The organism is Streptomyces sp. NPDC059718 (genome assembly GCF_042733315.1).
Lineage (GTDB): Bacteria > Actinomycetota > Actinomycetes > Streptomycetales > Streptomycetaceae > Actinacidiphila.
The window spans coordinates 1-22,075 of sequence record NZ_JBHWGA010000039.1 but is presented as its reverse complement, the minus strand read 5'-3'; the positions used below and the strand labels follow the sequence as shown (position 1 = coordinate 22,075).

Sequence of the window (22,075 nt, the reverse complement as noted above, 5' to 3'; positions counted from 1 at the left end):
GCTTGCGCGCATGACCACCCACGCACCGGTGTCCACGGGCCTGGATTCCTGTCTTGACCTGGGATTCACCGACTCCGGCGGAGGCGAGCCCTCGCTGCGGCGGGAGCTGTTCGCCGCCCTGATAGAAGTCGTCTCCGGCTCGGGAGAGTGGAGCGAGCAGACCGCCGCGCGGATCCGCGGCGAGGGGGTCGCCTGGGCCGCGCGGGGTGAGCCGGTGAGCGCGCTGCGGGTCGCCGTCCAGGAGACGACGGAGTACATCCTGGTCTCCGGCGGGCACGCGGCGGCCGGGGCCGACGGCTCGCGCGGCGAGTTCGCCCGGCGCCTGACGGACGCGGGGCGCCGCGTGGCCCGGGAGCTGAACCGGGGCTACTTCGCCCGGTCCGGGCCGGAGGCCCCCGCCTCGGTCCCGCAGCCGCCCCCGCCCGGGCCGTCCTACGCCCCGCCCGCCTACGCCGTGATGGCGCTGCGCGCGCCCGGCCTCCCCCTCGGCGACGTGGAGGCGGTGGCCCGCGGCCACGGCGGACCCGAGACGGCCGTGCTGCCCTCGGCGCGCGGACTGTACGTGCTCACCCCCGCGCCGCGCCACGAGGAGTCCGTCGACCTCGCGGACCGCATCCACCGCGACCTCGCCGGGACGGCCCGGCTCGCGGTGCACTGGAAGCCCTACAACGAGGTGACGGCGGGTCAGCTGCTGGTGGACGACGTCTGCGCGGTGGTCGACGCGCTGGGCTTCGGGCCCGGCGTCTACCAGCTGGACGACGTCCTGGTCGAGTACGCGGCGGCGCAGACGCCCGACATCGCCCAGCGGCTGGTCGGCATGGTGCAGCCGGTGCTGGACGACCAGGTGCTGCGGGAGACGCTGAGCGCGGTGATCTCCGCCGACGGCGATCCCGACCTGGCGTGCGAGCTGCTCACGCTCCGCCGCAAGTTCTTCGACCGTCGGCTGCGCCGGGTCGAGGAGCTGACCGGCCGGCGCGTCGACGGCCCGCGCGACCTCCAGGTCCTCAGGACGGCCGTCGCGGTCGCCGCGATCATGCGTCAGTGAGCGCCGGCAACCGCACCCGGAACCACGCACCCGACGCCGAGGCCTCCACCCGCACCGACCCCGCGTGCGCCGCGGTGATCGCGGCCACGATGCTCAGGCCCAGTCCGCTGCCGGGGGCCGGGTGGTCGTCCCGGCGGGCGGGGCGGGGGGTGCCGCCGCCGGCGCGGAAGAACCGTTCGAAGATCCGCTCGCGCAGTTCCTCGGGTATCCCGGGCCCGCCGTCGATGACGTCGACGATCTGCTCGTCGCCCTCGCGGCCGACCCGTACCTCGGCGGGGACGTCGTGGGCGGTGTGCGCGACCACGTTGGCCAGCAGGTTGGTGACCACCTGACGGAGCCGGTCGGGGTCGCCGGTCACCATGTGGGGCCCGGGTTCCACGACGAGGGTCACCGGGCGGTCGGGGTCGACGACGCGGGCGTCGGCCACCGCGTCGGCGCAGAGTTCGGCCAGGTCCACGGGGCGGCATTCGAGGGGGCGGCCCTGGTCGAGGCGGGCCAGCAGCAGCAGCTCGTCCACGAGGGCGGACATCCTGCGGGTCTCGTTCTGCACCCGGCGCATGGCGTCGTCCAGGCGGGCCGGGTCGTCGAGGGCGCCGAAGCGCACCAGTTGCGCGTAGCCGCCGATCGCGGTGAGCGGGGTGCGCAGTTCGTGGCTGGCGGCGCCGACGAAGTCGCGCAGCTGCTCCTCGGCCTTGCGGCGGCGGTTGAACTCCTCGTCGACCCGGCCGAGCATCGCGTTGACGGCGTCGGCCAGCGCCTCCACCTCCGCCGTCGACACCGGGGCGGCGACCCGCTGCGAGAGTGCGCCCTCGGCGGCGAACCGGCGGGCGGTGGCGGTGATCTCCTTGAGCGGCGAGATGGTGCGGCGGCTGAAGTACAGGGCGCCGAGCACGACGCCGGCGACCAGCGGCACACCGGAGACGGCCTCGATGACCACGAGGTTGTGCACCGTGGCCGCGTCGTCCGCGGTGGACTCCGCGATCACCAGGTAGCCGCCGTCGGGGAGCTTCTCGACGACCGCCCGCATCGGGGCCGGGCCGACCGCGCCCGCCCGGCCGGCGGTGGCCATACGGTCCAGGTCGGCGCTGGACAGCCGGATGACGGCCCGCTCCACCATCGCGCCGGACTCGCGCTGGACGACCCTGCCGATGGCGTCGGTGAGCAGCACCACGGCCGTCGCCCCGGCGGGCTTGAGGTCCGAGCTGGCCTCCAGCTCGTCGAGCCGGTCCTGGCGTATGGAGGCCAGCTGCTGGTCCAGCCGGTTCCGCAGGCCGTCGGCGAGGGCCTGCGCGGCGTAGACGTCCGCGGCCGCGACGCCGACCGTGGTGATCGCCAGGAAGCCGAGCGCGAGGCGCCAGTACAGCGAGCGGGGCCACCAGCGCAGCCGGCGCCGCCTGCCGGGTGTCTCCACCTGCCCACCCCTCGTCCGGTTCCGGCGGCTGTCGGGTTCCGGCCGCTTTCCGAGCAGATACTAGGACAGACCAGGGGGACACCCGTTCGACCGATCGAGCCGAGGAGACCGCACCATGCGCATCGCCGTCCTGGACGACTATCAGAAGGCGGCGCACCGGTTCGCCGACTGGGACGCGCTGGGAGCCGAGGTGGTCTTCCTCCACGACCACGTCTCCGGTACGGCCGAACTGGCCGAGGCGCTGGACGGTTTCGACGTGGTGGTCGCCATGCGCGAGCGCACCCCCTTCACCGAGGAGCGCTTCGCGGCGCTGCCGGCGCTGCGGCTGCTGGTGACCACCGGGATGGCGAACGCGTCCGTCGACCTGGACGCCGCCCGCCGGCACGGTGTGACGGTGTGCGGCACGGAGAGCGTCGCGCACGCCACGGCCGAGCTGACCTGGGGGCTCGTCCTGTCGCTGGTCCGGCACCTCCCCGAGGAGACGGCCGGGATGCGGCGCGGTGAGTGGCAGCACACGATCGGCGGCGACCTGCACGGCCGGACGCTGGGCGTGGTGGGGCTGGGCCGGCTGGGCGCGCGGGTCGCCGCGATCGGCACCGCCTTCGGGATGCGCGTCCTGGCGTGGAGCGCCAACCTCGACCCGGAGCACGCCGCCGCGTGCGGCGCGCGGGCGGTCGGCAAGCGTGAGCTGTTCTCGCAGTCCGACGTCGTCACCGTGCACTACAAGCTCAGCGCGCGCAGTACCGGGCTGGTCGGCGCCGAGGAGCTGGGCTGGATGAAGCCCACGGCGCTGCTGGTCAACACCTCGCGCGGTCCGCTCGTCGACACCCCGGCGCTGGTCGCCGCGCTGCGCGAGCGCCGGATCGCCGGTGCGGCGCTGGACGTGTACGACACCGAGCCGCTGCCCGCCGGGGACGTCCTGCGGGGCCTGCCGGGCGCGCTGCTCACCCCCCACCTGGGCTACGTCACGGAGGCCACGTACGAGGTCTTCTACCGGCAGGCGGTCGAGGACATCGCGGCCTTCCGGGACGGCGCGCCGCTGCGGGTGCTCAGCGCCTGAGCGGCGGGCGCGCTTTCCGGCCGAACCGGCGTCCCGGCACCCGCGGGGCGCCGGTCCGCGTTTTCCGGGGGCGGTGGTGGGCAGAAGCTCCGTGTACAACTGTTCACCGAATTTCCCGGAACGTCGGAGCACAGGGAAGGACCGGAATGCTGTTCCTGGTGGCCGCACTCGCCCTGTTCGGGCTGCTGCTCGGACCGGTCGCGCATCTGCCGCCGCACGTGACCCTCGCCGTCGCCGCCGTCATCGTCGGGTGGCTCGCGCTGTACGCGGCACGCCGGCGCGTCGCGCACCGAAGGGAGGGGTGAGGGATGCCCGCGACACCCGTGAGCACGCGCCGCGCCCATGCGGACGGCGCGGCGGTGGCGTCGTTCGTCCTCGGGCTGGTGGGCCTGCTGGTCTTCAGCGTGGTCCTCGGCCCCGCCGCCCTCGTGCTGGGCTCGATGGCGCTGTTCCAGGGCACCGCCCGCCGCGGGCGGGCCGTGCTGGGGCTCGTACTGGGGGCGGCCGACCTGGTCGTGCTCGCGGTGGTGACCGCGAGCGACCACGCCTACGTGTGGTCGCTCTGACCGCGGTGACCGCCGCACCGGTGGGTGCGGCGGTCACGGGGGCTCAGTGGCCGCGGGCGATCCACTCGTCCAGATGCGGGGCCTCGGCGCCGATGGTGGTGCTGTCGCCGTGGCCGGTGCGGACGACCGTCTCCGGCGGCAGGGTCAGCAGCCGCTCGCGGATGGAGTCGATGATGGTGGGGAAGTCCGAGAAGGACCGCCCCGTGGCGCCCGGGCCGCCCTGGAAGAGGGTGTCGCCGGTGAAGACCGTGCCGAGGGCCGGTGCGTACAGGCAGACGGCGCCCGGCGCGTGGCCCGGGGTGTGCAGCACCGTGAGCTCGGTGCCCGCGACCGCGATGACCTGACCGTCCGTCAGTTCCCCGTCCGGGGAGCGCTCCGGGTGGGTCTGCTTCCACAGCGGCAGGTCGTCGCCGTGCAGCAGGATCTTCGCGCCGGTGCGGGCGGCGAGCGCGGGCGCGGCGTCGACGTGGTCGTTGTGGGCGTGGGTGCTCACGATCGCGAGCAGGCGGCGGCCGCCCAGCGCCGCGGCGATGGCATCGGCGTCGTGGGCGGCGTCGACGACGATCGCCTCGGTGTCGTCGCCGACGATCCATACGTTGTTGTCGACGTCCCAGGTACCGCCGTCCAGCGAGAAGGTGCCCGAGGTGACGAGGTGGTCGATGCGGGCGGCCGTCACAGGACCACCACCGAGCGCAGCACGTCGCCGTGGTGCATCCGCTCGAAGGCCTTCTCCACCTCGTCCAGGGCGATGGTCTCGGTGACGAAGGTGTCCAGGTCCAGCCGGCCCTGCAGGTGGAGGTCGATGAGCATGGGGAAGTCACGGGAGGGCAGGCAGTCGCCGTACCAGGAGGACTTCAGGGCGCCGCCGCGGCCGAAGACGTCCAGCAGCGGGAGTTCCAGCTTCATCTCGGGGGTGGGCACGCCGACCAGGACGACGGTGCCGGCCAGGTCGCGGGCGTAGAAGGCCTGCTTGTACGTCTCGGGGCGGCCGACCGCCTCGATGACGACGTCGGCGCCGAAGCCGCCGGTCAGCTCGCGGACCGCCTCGACGGGGTCGGTCTCCTTGGAGTTGACGGTGTGCGTGGCGCCCAGCTTCTTCGCCGTCTCCAGCTTCCGCGCGTCGATGTCCACCGCGATGATCTTCGCGGCGCCGGCCAGCCGGGCGCCGGCGATCGCAGCGTCGCCCACGCCGCCGCAGCCGATGACGGCGACGGAGTCGCCGCGGCCGACGTTGCCGGTGTTGATGGCCGCGCCGATGCCCGCCATGACACCGCAGCCCAGCAGCCCGGCGACGGCCGGGGAGACGGCCGGGTCGACCTTGGTGCACTGCCCGGCGTGGACGAGGGTCTTCTCGGCGAAGGCCCCGATGCCGAGGGCCGGGGAGAGCTCGGTGCCGTCCAGCAGGGTCATCTTCTGCTTGGCGTTGTGGGTGTTGAAGCAGTACCAGGGGCGGCCGCGCAGACAGGCACGGCACTGGCCGCACACCGCACGCCAGTTGAGGACGACGAAGTCGCCGGGGGCGACGTCGGTGACGCCCTCGCCGACCGACTCCACGATGCCGGCCGCCTCGTGGCCGAGCAGGAACGGGAAGTCGTCGTTGATGCCGCCCTCGCGGTAGTGCAGGTCGGTGTGGCACACCCCGCAGGCCTGGATCCGTACCAGCGCCTCCCCGGGCCCCGGGTCGGGCACGACGATCGTTTCCAGGCTGACGGGGGAACCCTTCTCCCGGGCGACGACGGCACGGACCTGGTGAGCCATGGGGCACTCCTCGGCTGGTACGGAACCCTGAGACGGGCGTTTCTCATTACGGCACATTCCGCACGTGCCGCAACACAAGCATCGACGACGGCCGACAGAGCGGTCAAGGACCGCGCAGCCGGGCCGACCGGCGCGCTTCATTCTTACCAAGGATCTTGCCCGGCGGCCCCGTTCGGCGGGGCACGGCGTCGGGTGTCTTCCCCTCACTGGGCGTTGAACAGCATCCGCGGATTGCGGTCCCCCGCCGCGCGGGAGGCGGGCAGCAGCGAGAGTGCCACCGCCGCCGCGACGCACACGCCGACGATCAGGGCCAGCGCCGCAACCGGCGGGGACTGGGCGATCCCCGCGCCGACGCCGCTGGAGCCGGCCTGGAGGTCGATCAGCCAGTCGGAGGCGAACACCCCCGCGGTGACCCCCGCCGCGGCGGCCGCCAGGACCACCAGGCCGACGCCGGTCACGACGGTCGCCACGGTCTGCTGCGGCGTCAAGCCCACGGCGCGGTAGGCGCGCATGTCGCGGGCGTGGTCGCGGATGCCGCTGCCGACGGCCGTGGACAGTTCGGCCAGGGCGATCAGCGCGAGGACGCTGACCAGTCCGATGATCACACCGCGCACCGGGGAGAGTTCGGCGCCGGGGCCGGTGACCTCGCGCACCTCCAGGGCGCCGTGCGACGCGTCGGTGAGGGCACCGCGCACCGCCGCGCGGTCGGCGCCGGGACGCAGCACCAGACTGTAGTACGAAGGCCCGATGGAGGCGTCCTGGGCCCGCAGCACGTCGAGCGGGGCGGAGATCACCCGCCCGCCGTGCCCGGTCTCGATGCTGCGGCCGACGATGTGCAGGATGTGCGGGGTGCCGCCGACGGTGACCCGGACCCACTGGCCGACCTCGATGTGCAGCGCGTCGAGCAGGCCCTGCCCGGCGAGTGCCTCGTCGGGGCCGGCGGGGCGCCGGCCCTCCGCGACGGCGAAGGGGTAGGGGTCGGCGGTGGTGCCGATCCCCCGCAGGGTGACGGACTGCGACTGGCCCGGGGCGAGCGCGGGGAGGTCGACGCCCGGGTGCGCCGCGGCGATCTCCGGTCGTGCGGCGAGCAGCTGCCGGACGGCCTCGTCGGTGAGGCCGTTGGGGCGGGCGGTGAGCGCGCCGGCCTGGCCGAGCAGTTCGGGGTGGTGCTCGAAGCGGTCGAGGGTGGCCCAGGTCCCCAGCGCCACGGTGATCATCAGGACCGGCAGGGCGAGCCGGGCCACGGCGGCCGCCGAGCGTGCGGGCCGGTGCAGCACGCCGCGGCAGCCGAGCACCAGGGCGGGCGGGGTCCCCAGGCGTAGCGCGGCCCGGGCCGCGCCAGACATCCTGCGGCGTCCCGGAACGGCCCCCCGCGCGGCGGGGATCGGCGGCACGCGGCCGGCCCGCCAGGCGGCGAGCACCGTGGCCAGGGCGATGACCAGCACGGTCGCCGCGGCCGTACCGGGGAGCGCCCAGGTGTGCTGCGGCAGTCCCTGCCACAGCCCCATGGCGTCCCCCATCGGCCCGGGGATGCCCGGCGCGAGCGTCTCCGCGGCCACCGATCCGAGCACCACACCGGCGGTGGCGAGCACCGCGTGCTGCACGAGGAACATCCGGACCACCTGGGCCGGGGTGAAGCCGACCGCCTTCAGGACGGAGATGTCACGGACGTACGCCAGGACGCGGGTGGCGATGCCCCCGGTCACCGCGATCGCGGCGGCCAGCAGCGCGGCCAGCCCGAACAGGCCGAGCAGCAGCCCGAGGAGGTGGTTGTCGCCCTCGGCGTCGGCGCGGGCCTCCCGCCAGGTGGCGACGCTCGTGACGCGGTCCGGTCCGACGACGGAGACGGCCCGCTGGATGACGAAGGCGGTGTCCGCCGGGTCCTTCAGCCGCAGTCCCACGGTCTGCCCCGACCGTGCCGGGCCGGTGGCGAGGCCGCTCACCAGCGTGGGCGACGCCCAGGCGACACCGGGGTTGTCTCCCGGGGAGTAGAGCGGTTCGGCGGTCCCGGCGACGCCGACCACGCGGACGGTGCTCCGCCGTCCGTCGCGGGTCACGCTGATCTCGTCCCCCGGCTCGGCCCACAGCGCCGACGCCACCGACCGTTCCAGCACGATGCCGTCGCCGTCATCGCCGTCCAGCCAGCTCCCGCGGTCCATGAGCGGCCGGCCCACCGACGGCGGGCTCGTGCCCGCGGCCCGCAGGTCGAGGGCGGCCTTCTCCCGGCCGTGCTGCGCGGTGACGGTGAGGGTGCGGAAGGGTCCGGAGACCGCGGTGACCCCGTCGATCCGGGACAGCGCGCGGGTGTCGGCGCGGCCGTCCGTGCGCAGCCAGACGTGGGCGCCCTCGGTGGCGGTGAACATCCGCTGCCAGGGGTTGGCCGCGTACACCAGCAGGGCGACGGAGAGCAGCAGCGCCACGGTGATGCCCGCGGTGGCCAGGACGATGGACAGGGCCTGGCCGCGGTGGGTGCGCAGATCGGCGAGGGCCCAGCGGGCGGTGGCGCGCACGGCGGTCAGCCCTGCAGCTTCACGACGTCGGCGGCGGCACGGGAGGGACGCGAGGCGTACGGCGGGGCGTCGAGGGTGATGTCGTCGACCACTTCGCCGTCGAAGAGGCTGATCACCCGGTCCGCGGCGCTGGCCACCTTGGCGTCGTGCGTGACGAGCAGGATGGTCTGGCCGCGTTCGTGGCAGCGGGTCAGCAGCCGCAGCACCTCCCGGGTGCCCTTGCTGTCGAGGCTGCCGGTGGGCTCGTCGGCCAGCAGCAGGGCCGGGCGGTTGACCAGGGCCCGGGCGAGGGCGACCCGTTGCTGCTCACCGCCGGACAGGTCGGCGGGGGTGCTGTCCTCCTTGCCCGTCAGGCCGAGGTCGGCCAGCAACTCCTGGCGCGCGGCGCGCACCTGGCGGGGCGAGCGGCCGGCGAGCAGGGCGGGCAGTTCGATGTTGTCCGCGACGGTGAGGGTGGAGACGAGGTTGAAGAACTGGAAGACGATGCCGACGCCGCGCCGGCGCAGTACCGCCCAGCGTGCCTCGCTGAGCTGGTCGACCCGCTGCCCGTCCAGCCATATCCGCCCCTGGTCGGGGCGTTCGAGGCCGCCGAGCAGATGCAGCAGGGTGGACTTGCCGGCGCCGGAGGGGCCCGTGACGGCGACGAACTCGCCGGGCCGCACCTCCAGGTCGACCCCGCGCACGGCCCTGACCTCGCCGCCGTCCACGCGGTGCGTCTTGACCAGGCCCTCGACCCGGAGCATGTGCGGCGCCGCGGGGGGCGGCTCGGCCCTTCTCATTCCAGCTCCTCCTGGCAGCGCTCCAGCCAGTCGAGGTCCGCCTGCAGATGCAGCGTCGCGCCCTCGATCAGCAGCTGCGCGATGGTGTTGTCCCGGTCCTCCCCCGCGGCGAGCCGGGACATGGCCCGCATGAGGTTGAGGTAGTGGCGGCGCTGCTTGTTGATCAGGGAGACCTGGTCGGCCAGGCCCGTGGCCGGGGCGAGGGCGAGCTTCATGAAGAACTCGTCGCGGACCCGCGGCTCGCTGGACGGCTCGTCGAACCAGGCGGCGACCGCCTCCTGCCCGGCGTCGGTGAGTTCGTAGATCCGCTTGTTGGGCCGGCCGGACTGGGTGACGTCCTCGCCCCGGATCAGCCCCGACTTCTCCAGGCGCGCCAGCGTCACGTAGATCTGGCCGATGTTCGGCTGAGGATAGGCCGCACCGAAAAGCTTCTCAAGTGCCGTTTTGAGCTCGTAACCATGGGCGGGCCCCTTGGCGAGGAGTGCCATGAGCGGAAGGCGCACGCTCGACCTGCCTCCTCCCCGGCTACCTGCTTGTTAGGGGCCGCTCACCAGCCCGATCATCGGTGAGCAGGCCATCCTGCCGCAATGGCTAGTATCGCGCATGTCCAACAGGTATACATGTCCCTTCGGACGACGACGCCGTCGCCGGAAGCGGGACCTGGAGGATCGTATGCGCTGGGCGCGGGCCGCGGGCAGGACCCTGCTCGCCGCTGCCCTGCTGCTGACGGGATACGCCTCCGAGGGCGCCCGCGCCGCCGACGGACCGCCCGGCACGACGGGCCGGGGCCCGGTGACCCTCGCGACCGGCCGCGATCTGACCGGCTACCTCCAGCACGTGCTGGACGGCTGGAACCGTGGCCACCCCCTGGAGAAGGCGACGCTCGTCGAACTGCCCGAGGCGGCCGACGAGGTGCGCGCGCAGATGGCCGACAGCCTGCGCTCCGGCAGCGACCGCTTCGACGTGCTCAACATCGACGTGGCGTGGACCTCCGAGTTCGCGGGCGCCGGATGGATCGCGCCGGTCGACCCGCGCGGCCTGCCGCTGGACCGGCTGCTGCCCTCGGTGGTGGACACCGCCACCTTCCGCGAGCGGCTGTACGCGGTCCCGTACGTCACCAACGCCGGGCTGCTCTACTACCGCAAGGACATCCTCGACCGGGAGCACCTGGATCCGCCGCGCACCTGGGCGGAGTTGGAGCGACAGGCGCGCACGCTCGCCCCGAAGTACGGGATCGGCGGCTACGCCGGGCAGTTCCTGCCGTACGAGGGCCTGACCGTCAACGTCACGGAGGCGGTGCAGTCGGCCGGGGGCGGCATCCTCGGCGGCGACGGCAGCCGGGTCACCGTGGACTCCGCCGCGGCCCGCGAGGGGCTGGGCTTCCTGGTGCGCGGGGTGCGCGAGGGCTGGATCCCGGGTGAGGCACTGCGGTTCAAGGAGGAGGAGTCCCGGCAGGCCTTCGAGGACGGCCGGCTGCTCTTCCTGCGCAACTGGCCGTACGTGTACGACCTCGCCTCCGCGCCGGGCTCCAAGGTCGCCGGGCGCTTCGGCGCGGTGCCGCTGCCCGGCCCGGACGGGCCGGGTGCCAGCGTGCTGGGCGGGTCCAACCTCGCGGTCAACGCGCACTCGCGGCATCCGCGGACGGCCGCCGACCTCATGGCGTACATGACGGGTGAGTCCGTGCAGCGCCAGGTCCTGACGGAGGGCTCGCTGCCGCCGGTGTGGGCCGATCTGTACCAGGACCCCGGGCTGGTGCGCCGGTACCCGTACCTGCCGGTGCTGGAGCAGAGCGTTCGGGCGGCCAAGCCGCGCCCGAAGAGCGCCCGCTACGAGCAGGTGAGCCTGGCGGTGGCGGCGGTGAGCCGGGACGCGCTGGCGCTGCACACCACGCCGGAGCAGGCCGTCGCACGGCTGGACCGCGAGCTGCGGGAGATCGTGCGGGACCGCTGATCCCGCGGCGCCCTTCGGCGGATGTCGCCACCCACCTCATACCTACTTGTTAAGTAACTCTGGGGTCTCCCCGACACTCCCTCGACTCCCGACTGCGGATCTTACCTGCATAAATCACCCCAGTAAGCGCCGTCTATCGGCAGCTCCGTTGACACCTTCCTGACACTGCTACTTAACATGCATGCATAACGAGCCACCCCGCGCGGCGTGCAGTGTCGTGTCCGTCCGCGCGCCCGCAGTCAGGAATGGTGACGGGTGTTCACAGCCCCTCTGGAGGACGGTCCCTCCACCGCCGCCGCCCCCTCCCCGGCACTCACCGCCGTACGCCCCTGGTGGCGCGACGCGGTGGTCTACCAGGTCTACGTGCGCAGCTTCCTGGACAGCACCGGCGACGGTGTCGGGGACCTGGCCGGCGTCCGGGCCGGTCTGCCCTACCTGCGCAAGCTGGGCGTCGACGGGATCTGGCTGAGCCCCTTCTACCCCTCGCCGCAGCACGACCACGGCTACGACGTGGCCGACTACACGGGCGTCGACCCGCTCTACGGCGACCTCGCGGAGTTCGACCGCCTCGTGGCCGACGCACACCGGCTGGGTCTGCGCACCGTCCTCGACGTGGTCCCCAACCACTGCTCGACCGCCCACCCGTGGTTCCGCGAGGCACTGACGGAGGGACCGGGCGGCCCCGCCCGGTCGCTGTTCCACTTCGCCGACGGACGCGGCGAGCACGGCGAACTGCCGCCCAACAACTGGCGGGCGATGTTCGGCGGCCCCGCCTGGTCCCGGGTGACCGGGCCGGACGGCCGGCCCGGCCAGTGGTACCTGCACCTGTTCACCCCGGAGCAGCCCGACCTCAACTGGCGTGACCCGCGCGTGGGGGAGCACTTCGAGCACGTGCTGCGCTTCTGGCTGGACCGGGGGGTCGACGGCTTCCGCATCGACGTGGCGGCGGGCCTGTTCAAGCACCCCTCGCTCCCCGACTCCCCCGACCCCGCGGCGGACGAGCGGTCCCGCGACTCCGTCAACCCGCTGGCCTGGAACCGTCCCGAGGTGCACGGGGTCTGGCGGCGGTGGCGCGCGATCTGCGAGGAGTACACCGCCCGCGACGGACGCGAACGCCTGCTGGTCGGCGAGGTCTCCGTCCCCACCCCGGCTGAGCAGGCCCGCTACGTCCGCCCCGACGAACTCCACCAGGCCTTCTTCTTCCACCTGCTGAGCGCCCCCTGGGACGCGCAGGCGTTCCGCACGGCCATCGCCGAGGCGCTGCGCGACATCGCCGGGACCGGGTCCACCGTCACCTGGGTGCTCAACAACCACGACCAGGTCAGGACCGTCACCCGGTACGCGGGCGGCCCCACCGGGCACTTCGGCGCCGCCCGGGCGCGCGCCGCCGCGCTGCTGATGCTGGCGCTGCCGGGTGCCGCGTACGTCTACCAGGGCGAGGAACTGGGGCTGCCCGAGGTCGTCGACCTGCCGGACGAGGTCCTGACCGACCCGATCTTCCGCCGCACCGGCAGCCGCCGCTTCGTCCGGGACGGCTGCCGGGTGCCGCTCCCCTGGTCGGGCCACGCCTCGCCGTTCGGCTTCACCGCCGAGGGCAGCGCGGCCCGGCCGTGGCTGCCGCAGCCCGACTGGTTCGCCGAGCACAGCGCCGACCGCGCGCTGCTGGACACCGGTTCCTTCTGGCACCTGTACCGGGAGGCGCTCGGCCTGCGGGCCCGGCTGCCCCAGCTCGGCGAGGGGACGCTGCGCTGGCTGGAGGCACCGCCCGGCGTGCTCGCCTTCGTCCGCGGCGAGGGCCTGGTCTGCGCCGTGAACTTCGGCGACGAGCCGGTCCCCGCCCCCGTACCGGGACAGCCGCTGCTGTCCAGCGCCCCCTGCCCACCGGGGGTCCTCCCCGCCAACGCCGCCGCCTGGTGGGTCCACGACCCGGCGCGCACCTGACCGTTCCGCACCACTCCACCGAAGAAGGGACACCACCCCGATGAAGCGCACCCTCGTCGCGGCCACCGCCATATGCGGTCTGGCCCTCGCGACCACCGCCTGCGGCGGTGACACCAAGGCCTCCTCCGACTCCGCCCCGGCGGCCGGCGCCCAGAAGCTCAAGGGCCAGACGGTCACCGTCGCCGCCGTCTGGACCGGCGTCGAGCAGCAGAACTTCCAGAAGGTCCTGGACGGCTTCACCGCGAAGACCGGGGCGAAGGTGGCGTACGTCTCCACCGGCGACAACTTCGCGACCGTCCTGGGCAGCAAGGTCGAGGGCGGTGACTCGCCCGACGTCGCGATGGTGCCGCAGCCCGGCGTGCTCAAGGAGTTCGCGGGCAAGGGCTGGCTCCAGCCGCTGTCGCCGGAGGTGAAGGGCGCCGCGGAGAAGAACTACGCCAAGATCTGGCAGACGTTCGGCACGGTCGACGGCACCTACTACGGCCTGTACTTCAAGACCTCCGACAAGTCGACGGTCTGGTACAGCCCGCAGGCGCTGGAGACGGCCGGCGTGCAGCCGCCCAAGACCTTCGCGGAGATGCTGGACGCCGCCCGCGCCGTCTCCGACTCGGGCCTGCCCGCCTTCGCCGTCGGCGGCTCGGACGGCTGGACGCTCACCGACTGGTTCGAGAACGTCTACCTCTCCCAGGCCGGCCCGGAGAACTACGACAAGCTGACCCGGCACGAGATCCCGTGGAGCGACCCCACCGTCGTCAAGGCGCTCACCACCTTGTCCCAGCTGTTCGGCGAGGACGACCTGCTCGCGGGCGGCCGCAAGGGCGCCCTGGCCACCAGCTTCCCGGACTCCGTCGCGCACGTCTTCGGCAAGAGCCCCAAGGCCGGCCTGGTCTACGAGGGCGACTTCGTCGGCGGTGTCATCTCGGGTGACCTGGGCGGCAAGGTCGGCGAGGACGCCAAGTTCTTCCCCTTCCCCTCGGTCGACGGCGGCCCGGCACCGGTGGTCGGCGGCGGCGAGGCCGCCGTGGCGCTGAAGTCCGGCAAGAACGCCAAGGCCGCCATGGAGCTGATCGCCTACCTGGCCACCCCCGAGGCCGCGCAGATCTGGGCCAAGGCGGGCGGCTTCCTCTCCCCCAACACCAAGCTGGACCCGGCCTCCTACGCGGACGACACCCTGCGCACGGCCGCCAAGTCCCTGGTCGACGCCGGTGACACGGTGCGCTTCGACATGTCCGACCAGACCCCGCCCGCCTTCGGCGGCACACCCGGCAAGGGCGAGTGGAAGATCCTGCAGGACTTCCTGCGCGACCCGTCGGACCCGAAGGCCACCGCGGCGAAGCTCGAGGCCGCGGCCGCCAAGGCGTACAAGGGCTGAGGCCGGATCATGTCCGCCCCCACCCGCAAGGTGCCGTCCGCCCCGGCGGGCGGCACCGCCCCGGCCTCCGTCCGGCGGCGTTCACGCCGGGCCCGCATCACGGCGATCGTCTTCGCGCTCCCGGCGCTCGCCCTGCTCGGCGCCCTCGTCGGCTACCCCATCCTCTTCTCGGTCGGCCGCAGCCTGTTCGACGCGAGCGGCGACCGCTTCGTGGGGCTCGCCAACTACCAGGAGATGTTCAGCGACCCGGCCACCCTCAAGGCCGTCCGCAACACCGCGATCTGGGTCGTGGCCGCGCCGGCGCTGCTCACCGGCGTCGGCCTCGTCCTGGCCGTGCTCACCGAGAAGATCCGCTGGGCCACCGCCTTCAAGCTGCTGATCTTCATGCCGATGGCGGTCTCCTTCCTCGCCGCGGGCATCACCTTCCGCCTGGTGTACGACCAGGACCCGCAGCGCGGCGTCATGAACGCGGTCGCCGTCGCCGTCCACGACACCTTCAACGACTCCTCCGCCTACCCCGGCGCCCGGCCCCGCGGCACGGACGTGCTGAAGGAGTCGGGCGACGGCGGTTACCAGGCGGTCGCGCGGGTGGAGCCGGGCAAGGACGTCACGCTCGGCCTGGTCGGCCTGCCGCCCGCGTCCCTGCCGGAGCAGGCCCGCCCGGCCGCGCCCGCGCAGGTCTCCGACGACGCCGTCACCGGCGTGGTCTACCTGGACTTCGTCCCGGGCGGCGGGGGCACGCCCGGCGCCGTGGACCCCCAGGAGCGCGGCCTGCCGCACATGGCGGTCGAACTGACCAAGGGCGATGCCGTGGTCGCCACCACGACCACCGGTGACGACGGCTCCTTCCGCTTCGCAGGAGCCGGGGACGGCCCGTACGGCGTCCGGCTGCCCGGGAAGAACTTCGCGGAACCGTACGCGGGCATCGACTGGCTAGGCCCGACGCTGATCACCCCGGCGATCATCGGCGCCTACCTGTGGATCTGGACCGGCTTCTCCATGGTGCTGATCGGCGCCGGGCTGTCCTCGCTGCCGCGCGAGACGCTGGAGGCCGCCCGGATGGACGGCGCGGGCGAGTGGCAGATCTTCCGCAGGATCACCGTGCCGCTGCTCGCGCCGGTGCTGGGCGTGGTCTTCGTGACGCTGGTGATCAACGTGATGAAGGTCTTCGACCTCGTCTACATCATCGCGCCGGGCCCGGTGCAGGAGGACGCCAACGTCCTGGCGCTCCAGATGTGGCTGGTCTCCTTCGGCGGCGGCAACAACCAGGGCCTGGGCAGCGCGATCGGCGTCGTCCTCCTGCTGCTGGTGCTGCCGGCCATGGCCCTCAACATCCGACGCTTCCGCAGGAGCAACCGATGACCGTGCAGACCGCCGCTCCGCACCCCGCTCCGCCCACCCCGCCCGGCGGGACGTCCGGCCGGGCCCCCGGGCGTCCCTCCGTGGCGGGCCGGCTGGTCGCGGTGCTGCGCGGGGGGCTCGTCCAGGTCCTGCTGACGGTCGTCGCGCTGATCTGGCTCACCCCGACGGCCGGACTGTTCGTGTCCTCGCTGCGGAACGCCGACGACAACGCCGGTTCCGGCTGGTGGACCGCCCTGGTCCACCCCGGATCGCTGACCTTCGACAACTACTCCGCGATCCTCGGGGACAGCGGGATCACCCAGGCGTTCTGGAACACCGTGCTGATCTCGGTGCCCGCCACGGCCGCCGTCGTGGTCCTCGCCGCCCTGGCCGGGTACGCCTTCGCCTGGCTGGAGTTCCCGGGGCGCGACTGGGTCTTCCTGGTGGTCGTCGGCATGCTCGTGGTGCCGGTGCAGATCGGACTGCTGCCGGTGGCCCGGCTGTTCGGGGCGGTGGGGCTGTTCGGCACGACCGCGGGCGTGGTCCTCTTCCACGTGGCGTACGGGCTGCCGTTCGCCATCTTCCTGCTGCGCAACTACTTCGCGGAGATCCCGCGCGAGATGCTGGAGGCCGCCCGCATGGACGGCGGGACGGAGTGGACGATCTTCCGGAAGCTGGTGCTGCCGGTGGGCCGTCCGGCGATCGCGAGCCTGGCCATCTTCCAGTTCCTGTGGGTCTGGAACGACATGCTCGTCGCGCTGATCTTCGCCGACAGCGGCTCGCAGCCGCTCACGGTCGCCCTGCAGTCCCAGATGCGGCAGTTCGGCTCCAACATCGACGTGCTGGCGCCGGGGGCCTTCCTGTCGCTGATCGTGCCGCTGGCGGTCTTCTTCGCCTTCCAGCGCCACTTCGTGGAGGGGGTCATGGCCGGGTCGGTGAAGTAGCGGCCGAGCCGCCGCGGGAGCGGGTGCGGCGATACATCGGAGGTCTTTCTTGTCAGTCACCCCGATCCCCCTTAGGGTCGGGGCGGAGGACAGGACTCCTCCGACGTATCACCGCACCCGCGGTCGTCTTCCCCCTCCCCGAGGACTCGTCAGCCATGCCCCTGCAGCCGTGGTTCGCCGACGCCAAGCTCGGCATCTTCATCCACTACGGGATCTACGCGGTCGACGGCGTGCCCGAGTCCTGGGCCTTCTACAACGGTGAGGTCCCCCACGAGCGGTACATGCGCCAGCTCGACGGGTTCACCGCCGCGCGGTACGACCCGCGCGCCTGGGCCGGGCTCTTCGCCCGCGCGGGCGCCCGCTACGCGGTGCTGACCGCCCGGCACCACGACGGCGTCGCCCTGTGGGACACCGCGCAGGGCGACCTGTCGGTCGTCCGGCGCACCCCGGCCGGGCGCGACCTGATCGCCCCGTACGCGCAGGCACTGCGCGAACACGGCCTGAAGGTCGGGCTCTACTACTCCCACTCGGACTGGAACCACCCGGACTACCCCAGCGTCGTCCACCCCGCCCCGCCCACGGAGGACGTGGCGACCAGCCCCTACGTCGCCCCGGCGGACGGCAAGGAGGACCCGGCCGCCTGGGAGCGCTACCTCGCCTACCGCGACGCCCAGGTCGGCGAGCTGGTCGACCGCTTCCGGCCCGACCTGCTGTGGTTCGACGGCGAGTGGGAGCGCAGCGAGGAGCAGTGGGGCCTGGACGCCCTGGCCGCGCGGATCCTCGCCGGGAACCCGCAGACGGTCCTCAACGCGCGCATGCTGAGCCACGGCGACTACGCCACACCCGAGCAGGGAATCCCCGTCCAACCGCCGGCCGGGCCGTGGGAGCTGTGCCTGACCGTCAACGACTCCTGGGGCTTCCAGCACACCGACCACCGCCACAAGTCGGTGCGCCAGCTGGTCCGCTACTTCACCGAGACGATCGGCGCCGGCGGCAACCTGCTGCTGGACGTCGGCCCCCGTGAAGACGGCACCATCACCCCGGAGCAGACGGCCCGCCTGGAGGGCCTCGGCGACTGGATCCGCGGCCACGCCGACGCCGTGTACGGCACCGTCGCCGGCCTCCCGGCCGGGCACCACTACGGCCCCAGCACCCTGTCCGCCGACCGCCGCACCCTGTACCTGGTGTGCTTCGACGCCCCGCGCGAGACGATCGCGCTGCGCGGCCTGCGCAACCGCGTCCGCCGTGTGTCGGTGGTGGGCACGGGCGCCGAGCTGGGCCACCACGTGACCGGCGGGCTCCACGACGTGCCCGGCGTCACCTGGATCGACGCGCCCTCCCCCGACGACCTGGACCCGTACGCCACCGTCCTCGCCCTCGAACTCGACGGCGAACTGGACCTCTACCGCGGCACCGGTCGCACCTGAGCAGCTCCGGCATCGTCGCGCAGCCCGTGCGGTAGCCCGTGACGCGGCGCAGGGCCGCGCCGTCGCCGGTGAGGCGGATGCGCAGGCAGGTCACCCGGTGTTCGGGGAAGGCGTGGACGCGGCGGACGCCGACGGTGCGGCCCCGGGCGACGGTGCGGCCGCCGGCGTGGACGGTGTCCTCCCGGACGCGCTGTCCGCCCGTCAGGTCCTCCGCCAGGTCGAGGTGGTCGAGCACGACCGGGCCGGGGAACCGGGCGGCCCAGGTGGCCCCCGACCGCCGCGGGGTCGGGACGGGGACGGGGACGGCCGTGCGGTCCTTCCTCAGGCGGAGCGTGCGAGCGTGTCGCGGTGGACGGCGTGGGCGAGGGGCGCACCGTGGGCGAGACGTTCGATCTCCTCGATCGCGGTGTCGGCGAGCCGGGCCAGCTCGCCGCCGAGCGATCCGGCGACGTGCGGGGTCAGCAGGACGTTCGGCAGGTCGTAGAGCGGCGAGTCGGCGGGCAGCGGCTCGGGGTCGGTGACGTCGAGGACGGCGTGCAGCCGGCCGGCGACCAGTTCGGCGGTGAGGGCGGCGGTGTCGACCAGCGAGCCCCGCGAGGTGTTGATCAGCGTGGTCCCGTCCCGCAGCAGCGCCAGGCGCACGGCGTCGAACAGGTGCCGGGTCTCGGGCAGTTCGGGGGCGTGGACGGTGACCACGTCGCCGAGCAGGCACAGTTGGTCCAGCTCCACCGGCTCCGCGCCGAGCGCGACCGCCTCGCCGGGGTCGAGGTAGGGGTCGTGGACGAGCAGGCGCAGGTCGAAGGGGCGCAGCAGCTCGATGACCCGCCGCCCGATGCGGGAGGCGCCGACGACCCCCACGGTGCGACGGTAGTTGCCGATGCCGGCCGGCATGTCGCAGGGCCCCGGCCGGTGGCGGGCCTCCCGGTAGGCCTGCGCCGAGGCCAGCACGCGCTTGTTGGCGAACAGCACGGCGGCGACGGTGTACTCGGCCACCGGCAGGGCGTTGGCCGCGGCGGCGGTGGAGACCTGGATGCCGCGCCGCCACACGGCGTCGGTGACGTGCTGCTTGACCGATCCGGCGGCGTGGACGACCGCGCGCAGCGCGGGCATGCGGGCCAGCGCCGCCTCGTCCAGCGGCGGGCAGCCCCAGCCGGTGAGCAGCACCTCGGCCTCGGCGAGCGGTTCCGCCACGGCGGGGTCCCCGAAGTCCTCGACGAGCAGGGCGGGGTCGACGCGGGCGGCACGGCAGAGCCGTTCGAGCGCCGCGTCGCCGAGGACGGCCTCACGGGTCCCGGCACTCATGGCGAGGACGGTACGGGGACGGTGGTGCGCGCGGGTCACGTGACGGCTCCCCCTGTAAAGACCTGCGGACAGGTGAGGGCGCCATCATTCGCACGGGACCCGGTGGCGTCAAGGGCGGGCCGGGCCTCCCCGGCCGCGGTACGCGCACCGCCTCGGACGCCACACGCGGGGTACCGGACCGGGAGCCGGACCGGCACCCCCGTCGGGGGTCAGCTGCCCGCGGCGAGCACCGTCTCGTAGCCCGGCAGGACGACGTCGCGGATGATCGCGTTCCGCTCGTCGAAGGGGAGGAACGCGCTCTTGAGCGCGTTGACGGTGACCTCGCGCAGGTCCTCCGCCGTCCAGCCCGCCTCGGTGACGAGCAGCTCCATCTCGCGGGTCATGGTGGTCGCCGAGACCAGGCGGTTGTCGGTGTTGAGGGTGACGCGGAAGCCGAGGTCGCGCAGGAGGGTGATGGGGTGCTCGGCGATGGAGGTGGCGGCGCCCGTCTGGAGGTTGGAGGTCGGGCAGACCTCCAGTGCGATGCGGCGGTCGCGTATCCAGCCCGCGAGGCGGCCGAGCTTGCCGTCCACGATGTCCTCGGCGAGGCGGACGCCGTGGCCGATCCGCAGCGCGCCGCAGACCTGCACCGCCTGGTGGATGCTGGGCAGGCCGTGGGCCTCGCCCGCGTGGATGGTGAAGGGCACGTTCTCGCGGCGCAGGTGCTCGAAGGCGGCGAGGTGGTCGGCGGGCGGGAAGCCGTCCTCCGCGCCCGCGATGTCAAAGCCGACGACGCCCGCGTCGCGGTACGCGACGGCGAGGTCCGCCACCTCGCGGCTGCGGTCGGTCATGCGCATCGCGCACAGCAGCGTCCCCACGCGGACCGGCGTGCCCGCGGCCGCGGCCTTCGCCATGCCGGCGGCCAGGCCCTGCTGGACGGTCTCGACGACCTCGGCCAGGCTCAGGCCCCGGTGCACCAGCAGCTCGGGCGCGTAGCGCACCTCGCCGTAGACGACGCCGTCGGCGGCGAGGTCCAGCACGTACTCCTCGGCGACGCGCAGCAGGCCCTCGCGGGTGCCCATCACGGCGATCGTGTGCTCGAAGGTGGCGATGTAGCGGACCAGGTCGCCGGAGTTGGCGGCGTCGTAGTACCAGGCGGCCAGCTCGCCGGGGTCGGTGGCGGGCAGGGTGTGGCCGATCTCCGCGGCCAGTTCGACCAGGGTGGCCGGGCGCAGACCACCGTCCAGGTGGTCGTGGAGGACGGCCTTGGGGAGCCGGCGGATCAGGTCGGTGTCGAGGGCGGTCACGCGGTGTGCTCCTGGTCGGTGGGGGCGGTGGCGGCGGGCTGGAGGAGGTCCCAGCGGTTCCCGTACGGGTCCTGGAAGACGACGACCGAGCCGTACGCCTCGTGGCGGGGCTCCTCCAGGAAGGTCACCCCCGCGGCGCTCATCCGCGCGTGGTCGCCCGCGAAGTCCTCGGTGTGCAGGAAGAAGCCGACCCGTCCGCCGGTCTGGTCGCCGACCCGCGACAGCTCCGCGTCGTTCTTGGCGCGGGCGAGCAGCAGCCCGCTGCCCGCGGCGCCGCCGGGCGGGCGCACGACGACCCACCGGCTGCCGCCGGGGCGCGGCTCGTCCTCGACGAGCTCGAAGCCGAGGGCGCCGGTGTAGAAGGCGATGGCCTCGTCGTAGTCGCGGACGACGAGGGTGACCAGGGCGATACGGGACATGCGCGAACGTTATACGTAACACCATGACCCGGGCAAGACGCCCCCTCCGGCTGGGAGGGGGCGCCGGTCCCGGGCCGTACGGGGCGGGCGCCGGGCTGACCCGGGGGCCGGCCGCCCCGCCCGGCCCCCGGGTCAGCCCGCCTCGGCCTGCCCGGCGCGCAGGGCGCGGCGCCGCAGCGCCCGGGCGTGCCGCCGCTCGTCCTCGGCCGACGCCGGCCTGAGCTCCGCCACCGGCCGGGGTGATCCGCGTGCCGGGCGTCCCGGTGGGCGTGGCACACCCCCAACTCGGTCTCCCGCAGGGCCTGGTGGTTCCCGTAAATTGCTTCCATGGGGGCACGGGACGCACAGGACGAACCGATGCGAGCGGGCCGGCGATCGGAAGGGCGGGGCTCGGGCGAGGGCTCCGCGCATCCCCTGGCGCTCCTGCTGGCCGGCGTGGTGTTCCTCGCGGCGGGCGTCTGGCTGCTGACCGCGACGGCCAGGGACACCCTGGCCGTGCGCTACGGCGTGCACACGGTGGGCACGGTCCGCGAGGCCCGCGACGCCTCCGGCGACGGCCGGCTGTGGGTGACCTTCACCGTGGCGGGCGCCGAGGTGACCCACCCGCTGCCGCCGGGCACCAACCGCCGCCAGGTGAACCACGGGGACCGGCTCCCCATCGTCTACCGGGCCGACCGTCCCGAGCGGGTCGTCGCCCGACGTGACGTCGGGCACGGGCCCCTGCTGTTCTGGTCGGGGTTCACCGCGGTGGGACTCGTCCTGGCCGGCTGGTCCGGCCTGGCGCTGCACCGCGCCGGCCGGCGGCGGACACGCGGCGGCCCCGGGGCGTGGGTCAGTCGGTGGTGAGGATGTGGCCGTCGCGGAGTTCGAGGACGCGGTCGGCGAGGGCGAGGAGTTGGGGGTCGTGGGTGGCGACGAGGGCGGTGACGCCTTCGCTGTGGACGACGGCGCGCAGGAGTTCCAT

20 protein-coding genes and 1 pseudogene are annotated in these 22,075 nt (G+C 73.8%); 11 read left to right on the top strand and 10 right to left on the bottom strand.

Going from position 1 to position 22,075, the window contains the following annotated elements; translation table 11 throughout:
- Positions 1-10: 10 nt before the first annotated feature.
- On the top strand, positions 11-1,045 hold the full coding sequence (locus tag ACFV3E_RS33790) for a helix-turn-helix domain-containing protein (RefSeq protein ID WP_500538292.1): 1,035 nt from the start codon (positions 11-13) through the stop codon (positions 1,043-1,045).
- On the opposite strand, the gene ACFV3E_RS33785 is transcribed toward ACFV3E_RS33790, so the two are convergent.
- Positions 1,032-2,456, bottom strand: a complete 1,425-nt coding sequence (locus tag ACFV3E_RS33785) for a sensor histidine kinase (protein WP_500538290.1) — start codon at positions 2,454-2,456, stop codon at positions 1,032-1,034. The two genes, ACFV3E_RS33790 and ACFV3E_RS33785, sit on opposite strands and share 14 nt — an antisense overlap.
- Before the next feature lie 115 nt (positions 2,457-2,571).
- Here ACFV3E_RS33785 and ACFV3E_RS33780 point away from each other — a divergent pair, with 115 nt between their 5' ends.
- The 3 genes from ACFV3E_RS33780 to ACFV3E_RS33770 all read left to right on the top strand — a co-directional run bounded on the left by ACFV3E_RS33780 (position 2,572) and on the right by ACFV3E_RS33770 (position 4,082).
- Positions 2,572-3,516, top strand: a complete 945-nt coding sequence (locus tag ACFV3E_RS33780) for a D-2-hydroxyacid dehydrogenase family protein (RefSeq protein ID WP_500538288.1) — start codon at positions 2,572-2,574, stop codon at positions 3,514-3,516.
- Between the two features lie 146 nt (positions 3,517-3,662).
- On the top strand, positions 3,663-3,821 hold the full coding sequence (locus ACFV3E_RS33775) for a hypothetical protein (RefSeq protein ID WP_500538286.1): 159 nt from the start codon (positions 3,663-3,665) through the stop codon (positions 3,819-3,821).
- 3 nt (positions 3,822-3,824) lie between these two features.
- Positions 3,825-4,082, top strand: a complete 258-nt coding sequence (locus tag ACFV3E_RS33770; protein ID WP_500538284.1) for a DUF4190 domain-containing protein — start codon at positions 3,825-3,827, stop codon at positions 4,080-4,082.
- 43 nt (positions 4,083-4,125) lie between these two features.
- Here ACFV3E_RS33770 and ACFV3E_RS33765 read toward each other — a convergent pair whose 3' ends face one another.
- The 5 genes from ACFV3E_RS33765 to ACFV3E_RS33745 all read right to left on the bottom strand — a co-directional run bounded on the left by ACFV3E_RS33765 (position 4,126) and on the right by ACFV3E_RS33745 (position 9,632).
- The gene (locus tag ACFV3E_RS33765) at positions 4,126-4,758 is read right to left on the bottom strand and encodes an MBL fold metallo-hydrolase (protein ID WP_500363995.1); all 633 of its coding nucleotides are present in this window, start codon (positions 4,756-4,758) and stop codon (positions 4,126-4,128) included.
- Positions 4,755-5,840: an S-(hydroxymethyl)mycothiol dehydrogenase gene (locus ACFV3E_RS33760; protein WP_500323083.1), complete on the bottom strand. Its 1,086-nt coding sequence runs from the start codon at positions 5,838-5,840 to the stop codon at positions 4,755-4,757. Before ACFV3E_RS33760 ends, ACFV3E_RS33765 begins: the two co-directional genes overlap by 4 nt.
- Positions 5,841-6,043: 203 nt before the next feature.
- Complete coding sequence (locus ACFV3E_RS33755; protein WP_500538282.1) at positions 6,044-8,350, bottom strand: ABC transporter permease; 2,307 nt, start codon at positions 8,348-8,350, stop codon at positions 6,044-6,046.
- Between the two features lie 5 nt (positions 8,351-8,355).
- Entirely contained in the window at positions 8,356-9,129 is a 774-nt protein-coding gene (locus ACFV3E_RS33750; protein ID WP_500538280.1) for an ABC transporter ATP-binding protein, read from the bottom strand.
- The gene (locus ACFV3E_RS33745) at positions 9,126-9,632 is read right to left on the bottom strand and encodes a PadR family transcriptional regulator (RefSeq protein WP_500323080.1); all 507 of its coding nucleotides are present in this window, start codon (positions 9,630-9,632) and stop codon (positions 9,126-9,128) included. Before ACFV3E_RS33745 ends, ACFV3E_RS33750 begins: the two co-directional genes overlap by 4 nt.
- Positions 9,633-9,801: 169 nt before the next feature.
- Here ACFV3E_RS33745 and ACFV3E_RS33740 point away from each other — a divergent pair, with 169 nt between their 5' ends.
- The 6 genes from ACFV3E_RS33740 to ACFV3E_RS33715 all read left to right on the top strand — a co-directional run bounded on the left by ACFV3E_RS33740 (position 9,802) and on the right by ACFV3E_RS33715 (position 18,104).
- Positions 9,802-11,079, top strand: a complete 1,278-nt coding sequence (locus tag ACFV3E_RS33740; protein ID WP_500364001.1) for an ABC transporter substrate-binding protein — start codon at positions 9,802-9,804, stop codon at positions 11,077-11,079.
- Between the two features lie 255 nt (positions 11,080-11,334).
- Complete coding sequence (locus ACFV3E_RS33735; RefSeq protein ID WP_500538278.1) at positions 11,335-13,020, top strand: glycoside hydrolase family 13 protein; 1,686 nt, start codon at positions 11,335-11,337, stop codon at positions 13,018-13,020.
- 40 nt (positions 13,021-13,060) lie between these two features.
- Positions 13,061-14,392: an ABC transporter substrate-binding protein gene (locus ACFV3E_RS33730; protein WP_500538276.1), complete on the top strand. Its 1,332-nt coding sequence runs from the start codon at positions 13,061-13,063 to the stop codon at positions 14,390-14,392.
- A 9-nt stretch (positions 14,393-14,401) separates the two neighbouring features.
- Positions 14,402-15,754, top strand: coding sequence for a carbohydrate ABC transporter permease (locus tag ACFV3E_RS33725; protein ID WP_500538274.1), 1,353 nt, complete (start codon positions 14,402-14,404; stop codon positions 15,752-15,754).
- Between the two features lie 92 nt (positions 15,755-15,846).
- On the top strand, positions 15,847-16,677 hold the full coding sequence (locus ACFV3E_RS33720) for a carbohydrate ABC transporter permease (RefSeq protein WP_500538392.1): 831 nt from the start codon (positions 15,847-15,849) through the stop codon (positions 16,675-16,677).
- A gap of 155 nt (positions 16,678-16,832) precedes the next feature.
- Complete coding sequence (locus tag ACFV3E_RS33715; protein WP_500538272.1) at positions 16,833-18,104, top strand: alpha-L-fucosidase; 1,272 nt, start codon at positions 16,833-16,835, stop codon at positions 18,102-18,104.
- Positions 18,105-18,425: 321 nt separating this feature from the next.
- Here the strand turns inward: ACFV3E_RS33715 and ACFV3E_RS33710 are convergent, their stop codons facing one another.
- From ACFV3E_RS33710 to ACFV3E_RS33700, 3 genes are all read right to left on the bottom strand, one after another.
- Positions 18,426-19,406: a hydroxyacid dehydrogenase gene (locus tag ACFV3E_RS33710; protein ID WP_500538270.1), complete on the bottom strand. Its 981-nt coding sequence runs from the start codon at positions 19,404-19,406 to the stop codon at positions 18,426-18,428.
- 209 nt (positions 19,407-19,615) lie between these two features.
- Complete coding sequence (locus ACFV3E_RS33705) at positions 19,616-20,692, bottom strand: adenosine deaminase (RefSeq protein ID WP_500538268.1); 1,077 nt, start codon at positions 20,690-20,692, stop codon at positions 19,616-19,618.
- Entirely contained in the window at positions 20,689-21,111 is a 423-nt protein-coding gene (locus ACFV3E_RS33700; protein WP_500538266.1) for a VOC family protein, read from the bottom strand. Before ACFV3E_RS33700 ends, ACFV3E_RS33705 begins: the two co-directional genes overlap by 4 nt.
- Positions 21,112-21,438: 327 nt before the next feature.
- Between ACFV3E_RS33700 and ACFV3E_RS33695 the strand changes: the two genes are divergently transcribed.
- A complete protein-coding gene (locus ACFV3E_RS33695) occupies positions 21,439-21,957 on the top strand; it encodes a hypothetical protein (protein ID WP_500538264.1) in 519 nt (172 codons plus the stop codon).
- Here ACFV3E_RS33695 and ACFV3E_RS33690 read toward each other — a convergent pair.
- A pseudogene (locus ACFV3E_RS33690) lies at positions 21,944-22,075 on the bottom strand (ABC transporter ATP-binding protein); the annotation flags it as partial. The gene ACFV3E_RS33695 and the pseudogene ACFV3E_RS33690 overlap by 14 nt on opposite strands.

Bases quoted from the DNA above. Each gene is read 5' to 3' on its own strand.
- ACFV3E_RS33695 (WP_500538264.1), top strand. From the start codon at position 21,439: ATGGGGGCACGGGACGCACAGGACGAACCGATGCGAGCGGGCCGGCGA.
- ACFV3E_RS33790 (WP_500538292.1), top strand. From the start codon at position 11: ATGACCACCCACGCACCGGTGTCCACGGGCCTGGATTCCTGTCTTGAC.
- ACFV3E_RS33760 (WP_500323083.1), bottom strand. From the start codon at position 5,840: ATGGCTCACCAGGTCCGTGCCGTCGTCGCCCGGGAGAAGGGTTCCCCC.
- ACFV3E_RS33750 (WP_500538280.1), bottom strand. From the start codon at position 9,129: ATGAGAAGGGCCGAGCCGCCCCCCGCGGCGCCGCACATGCTCCGGGTC.
- ACFV3E_RS33715 (WP_500538272.1), top strand. From the start codon at position 16,833: ATGCCCCTGCAGCCGTGGTTCGCCGACGCCAAGCTCGGCATCTTCATC.
- ACFV3E_RS33740 (WP_500364001.1), top strand. From the start codon at position 9,802: ATGCGCTGGGCGCGGGCCGCGGGCAGGACCCTGCTCGCCGCTGCCCTG.
- ACFV3E_RS33730 (WP_500538276.1), top strand. From the start codon at position 13,061: ATGAAGCGCACCCTCGTCGCGGCCACCGCCATATGCGGTCTGGCCCTC.
- ACFV3E_RS33725 (WP_500538274.1), top strand. From the start codon at position 14,402: ATGTCCGCCCCCACCCGCAAGGTGCCGTCCGCCCCGGCGGGCGGCACC.
- ACFV3E_RS33710 (WP_500538270.1), bottom strand. From the start codon at position 19,406: ATGAGTGCCGGGACCCGTGAGGCCGTCCTCGGCGACGCGGCGCTCGAA.
- ACFV3E_RS33700 (WP_500538266.1), bottom strand. From the start codon at position 21,111: ATGTCCCGTATCGCCCTGGTCACCCTCGTCGTCCGCGACTACGACGAG.
- ACFV3E_RS33775 (WP_500538286.1), top strand. From the start codon at position 3,663: ATGCTGTTCCTGGTGGCCGCACTCGCCCTGTTCGGGCTGCTGCTCGGA.
- ACFV3E_RS33770 (WP_500538284.1), top strand. From the start codon at position 3,825: ATGCCCGCGACACCCGTGAGCACGCGCCGCGCCCATGCGGACGGCGCG.
- ACFV3E_RS33780 (WP_500538288.1), top strand. From the start codon at position 2,572: ATGCGCATCGCCGTCCTGGACGACTATCAGAAGGCGGCGCACCGGTTC.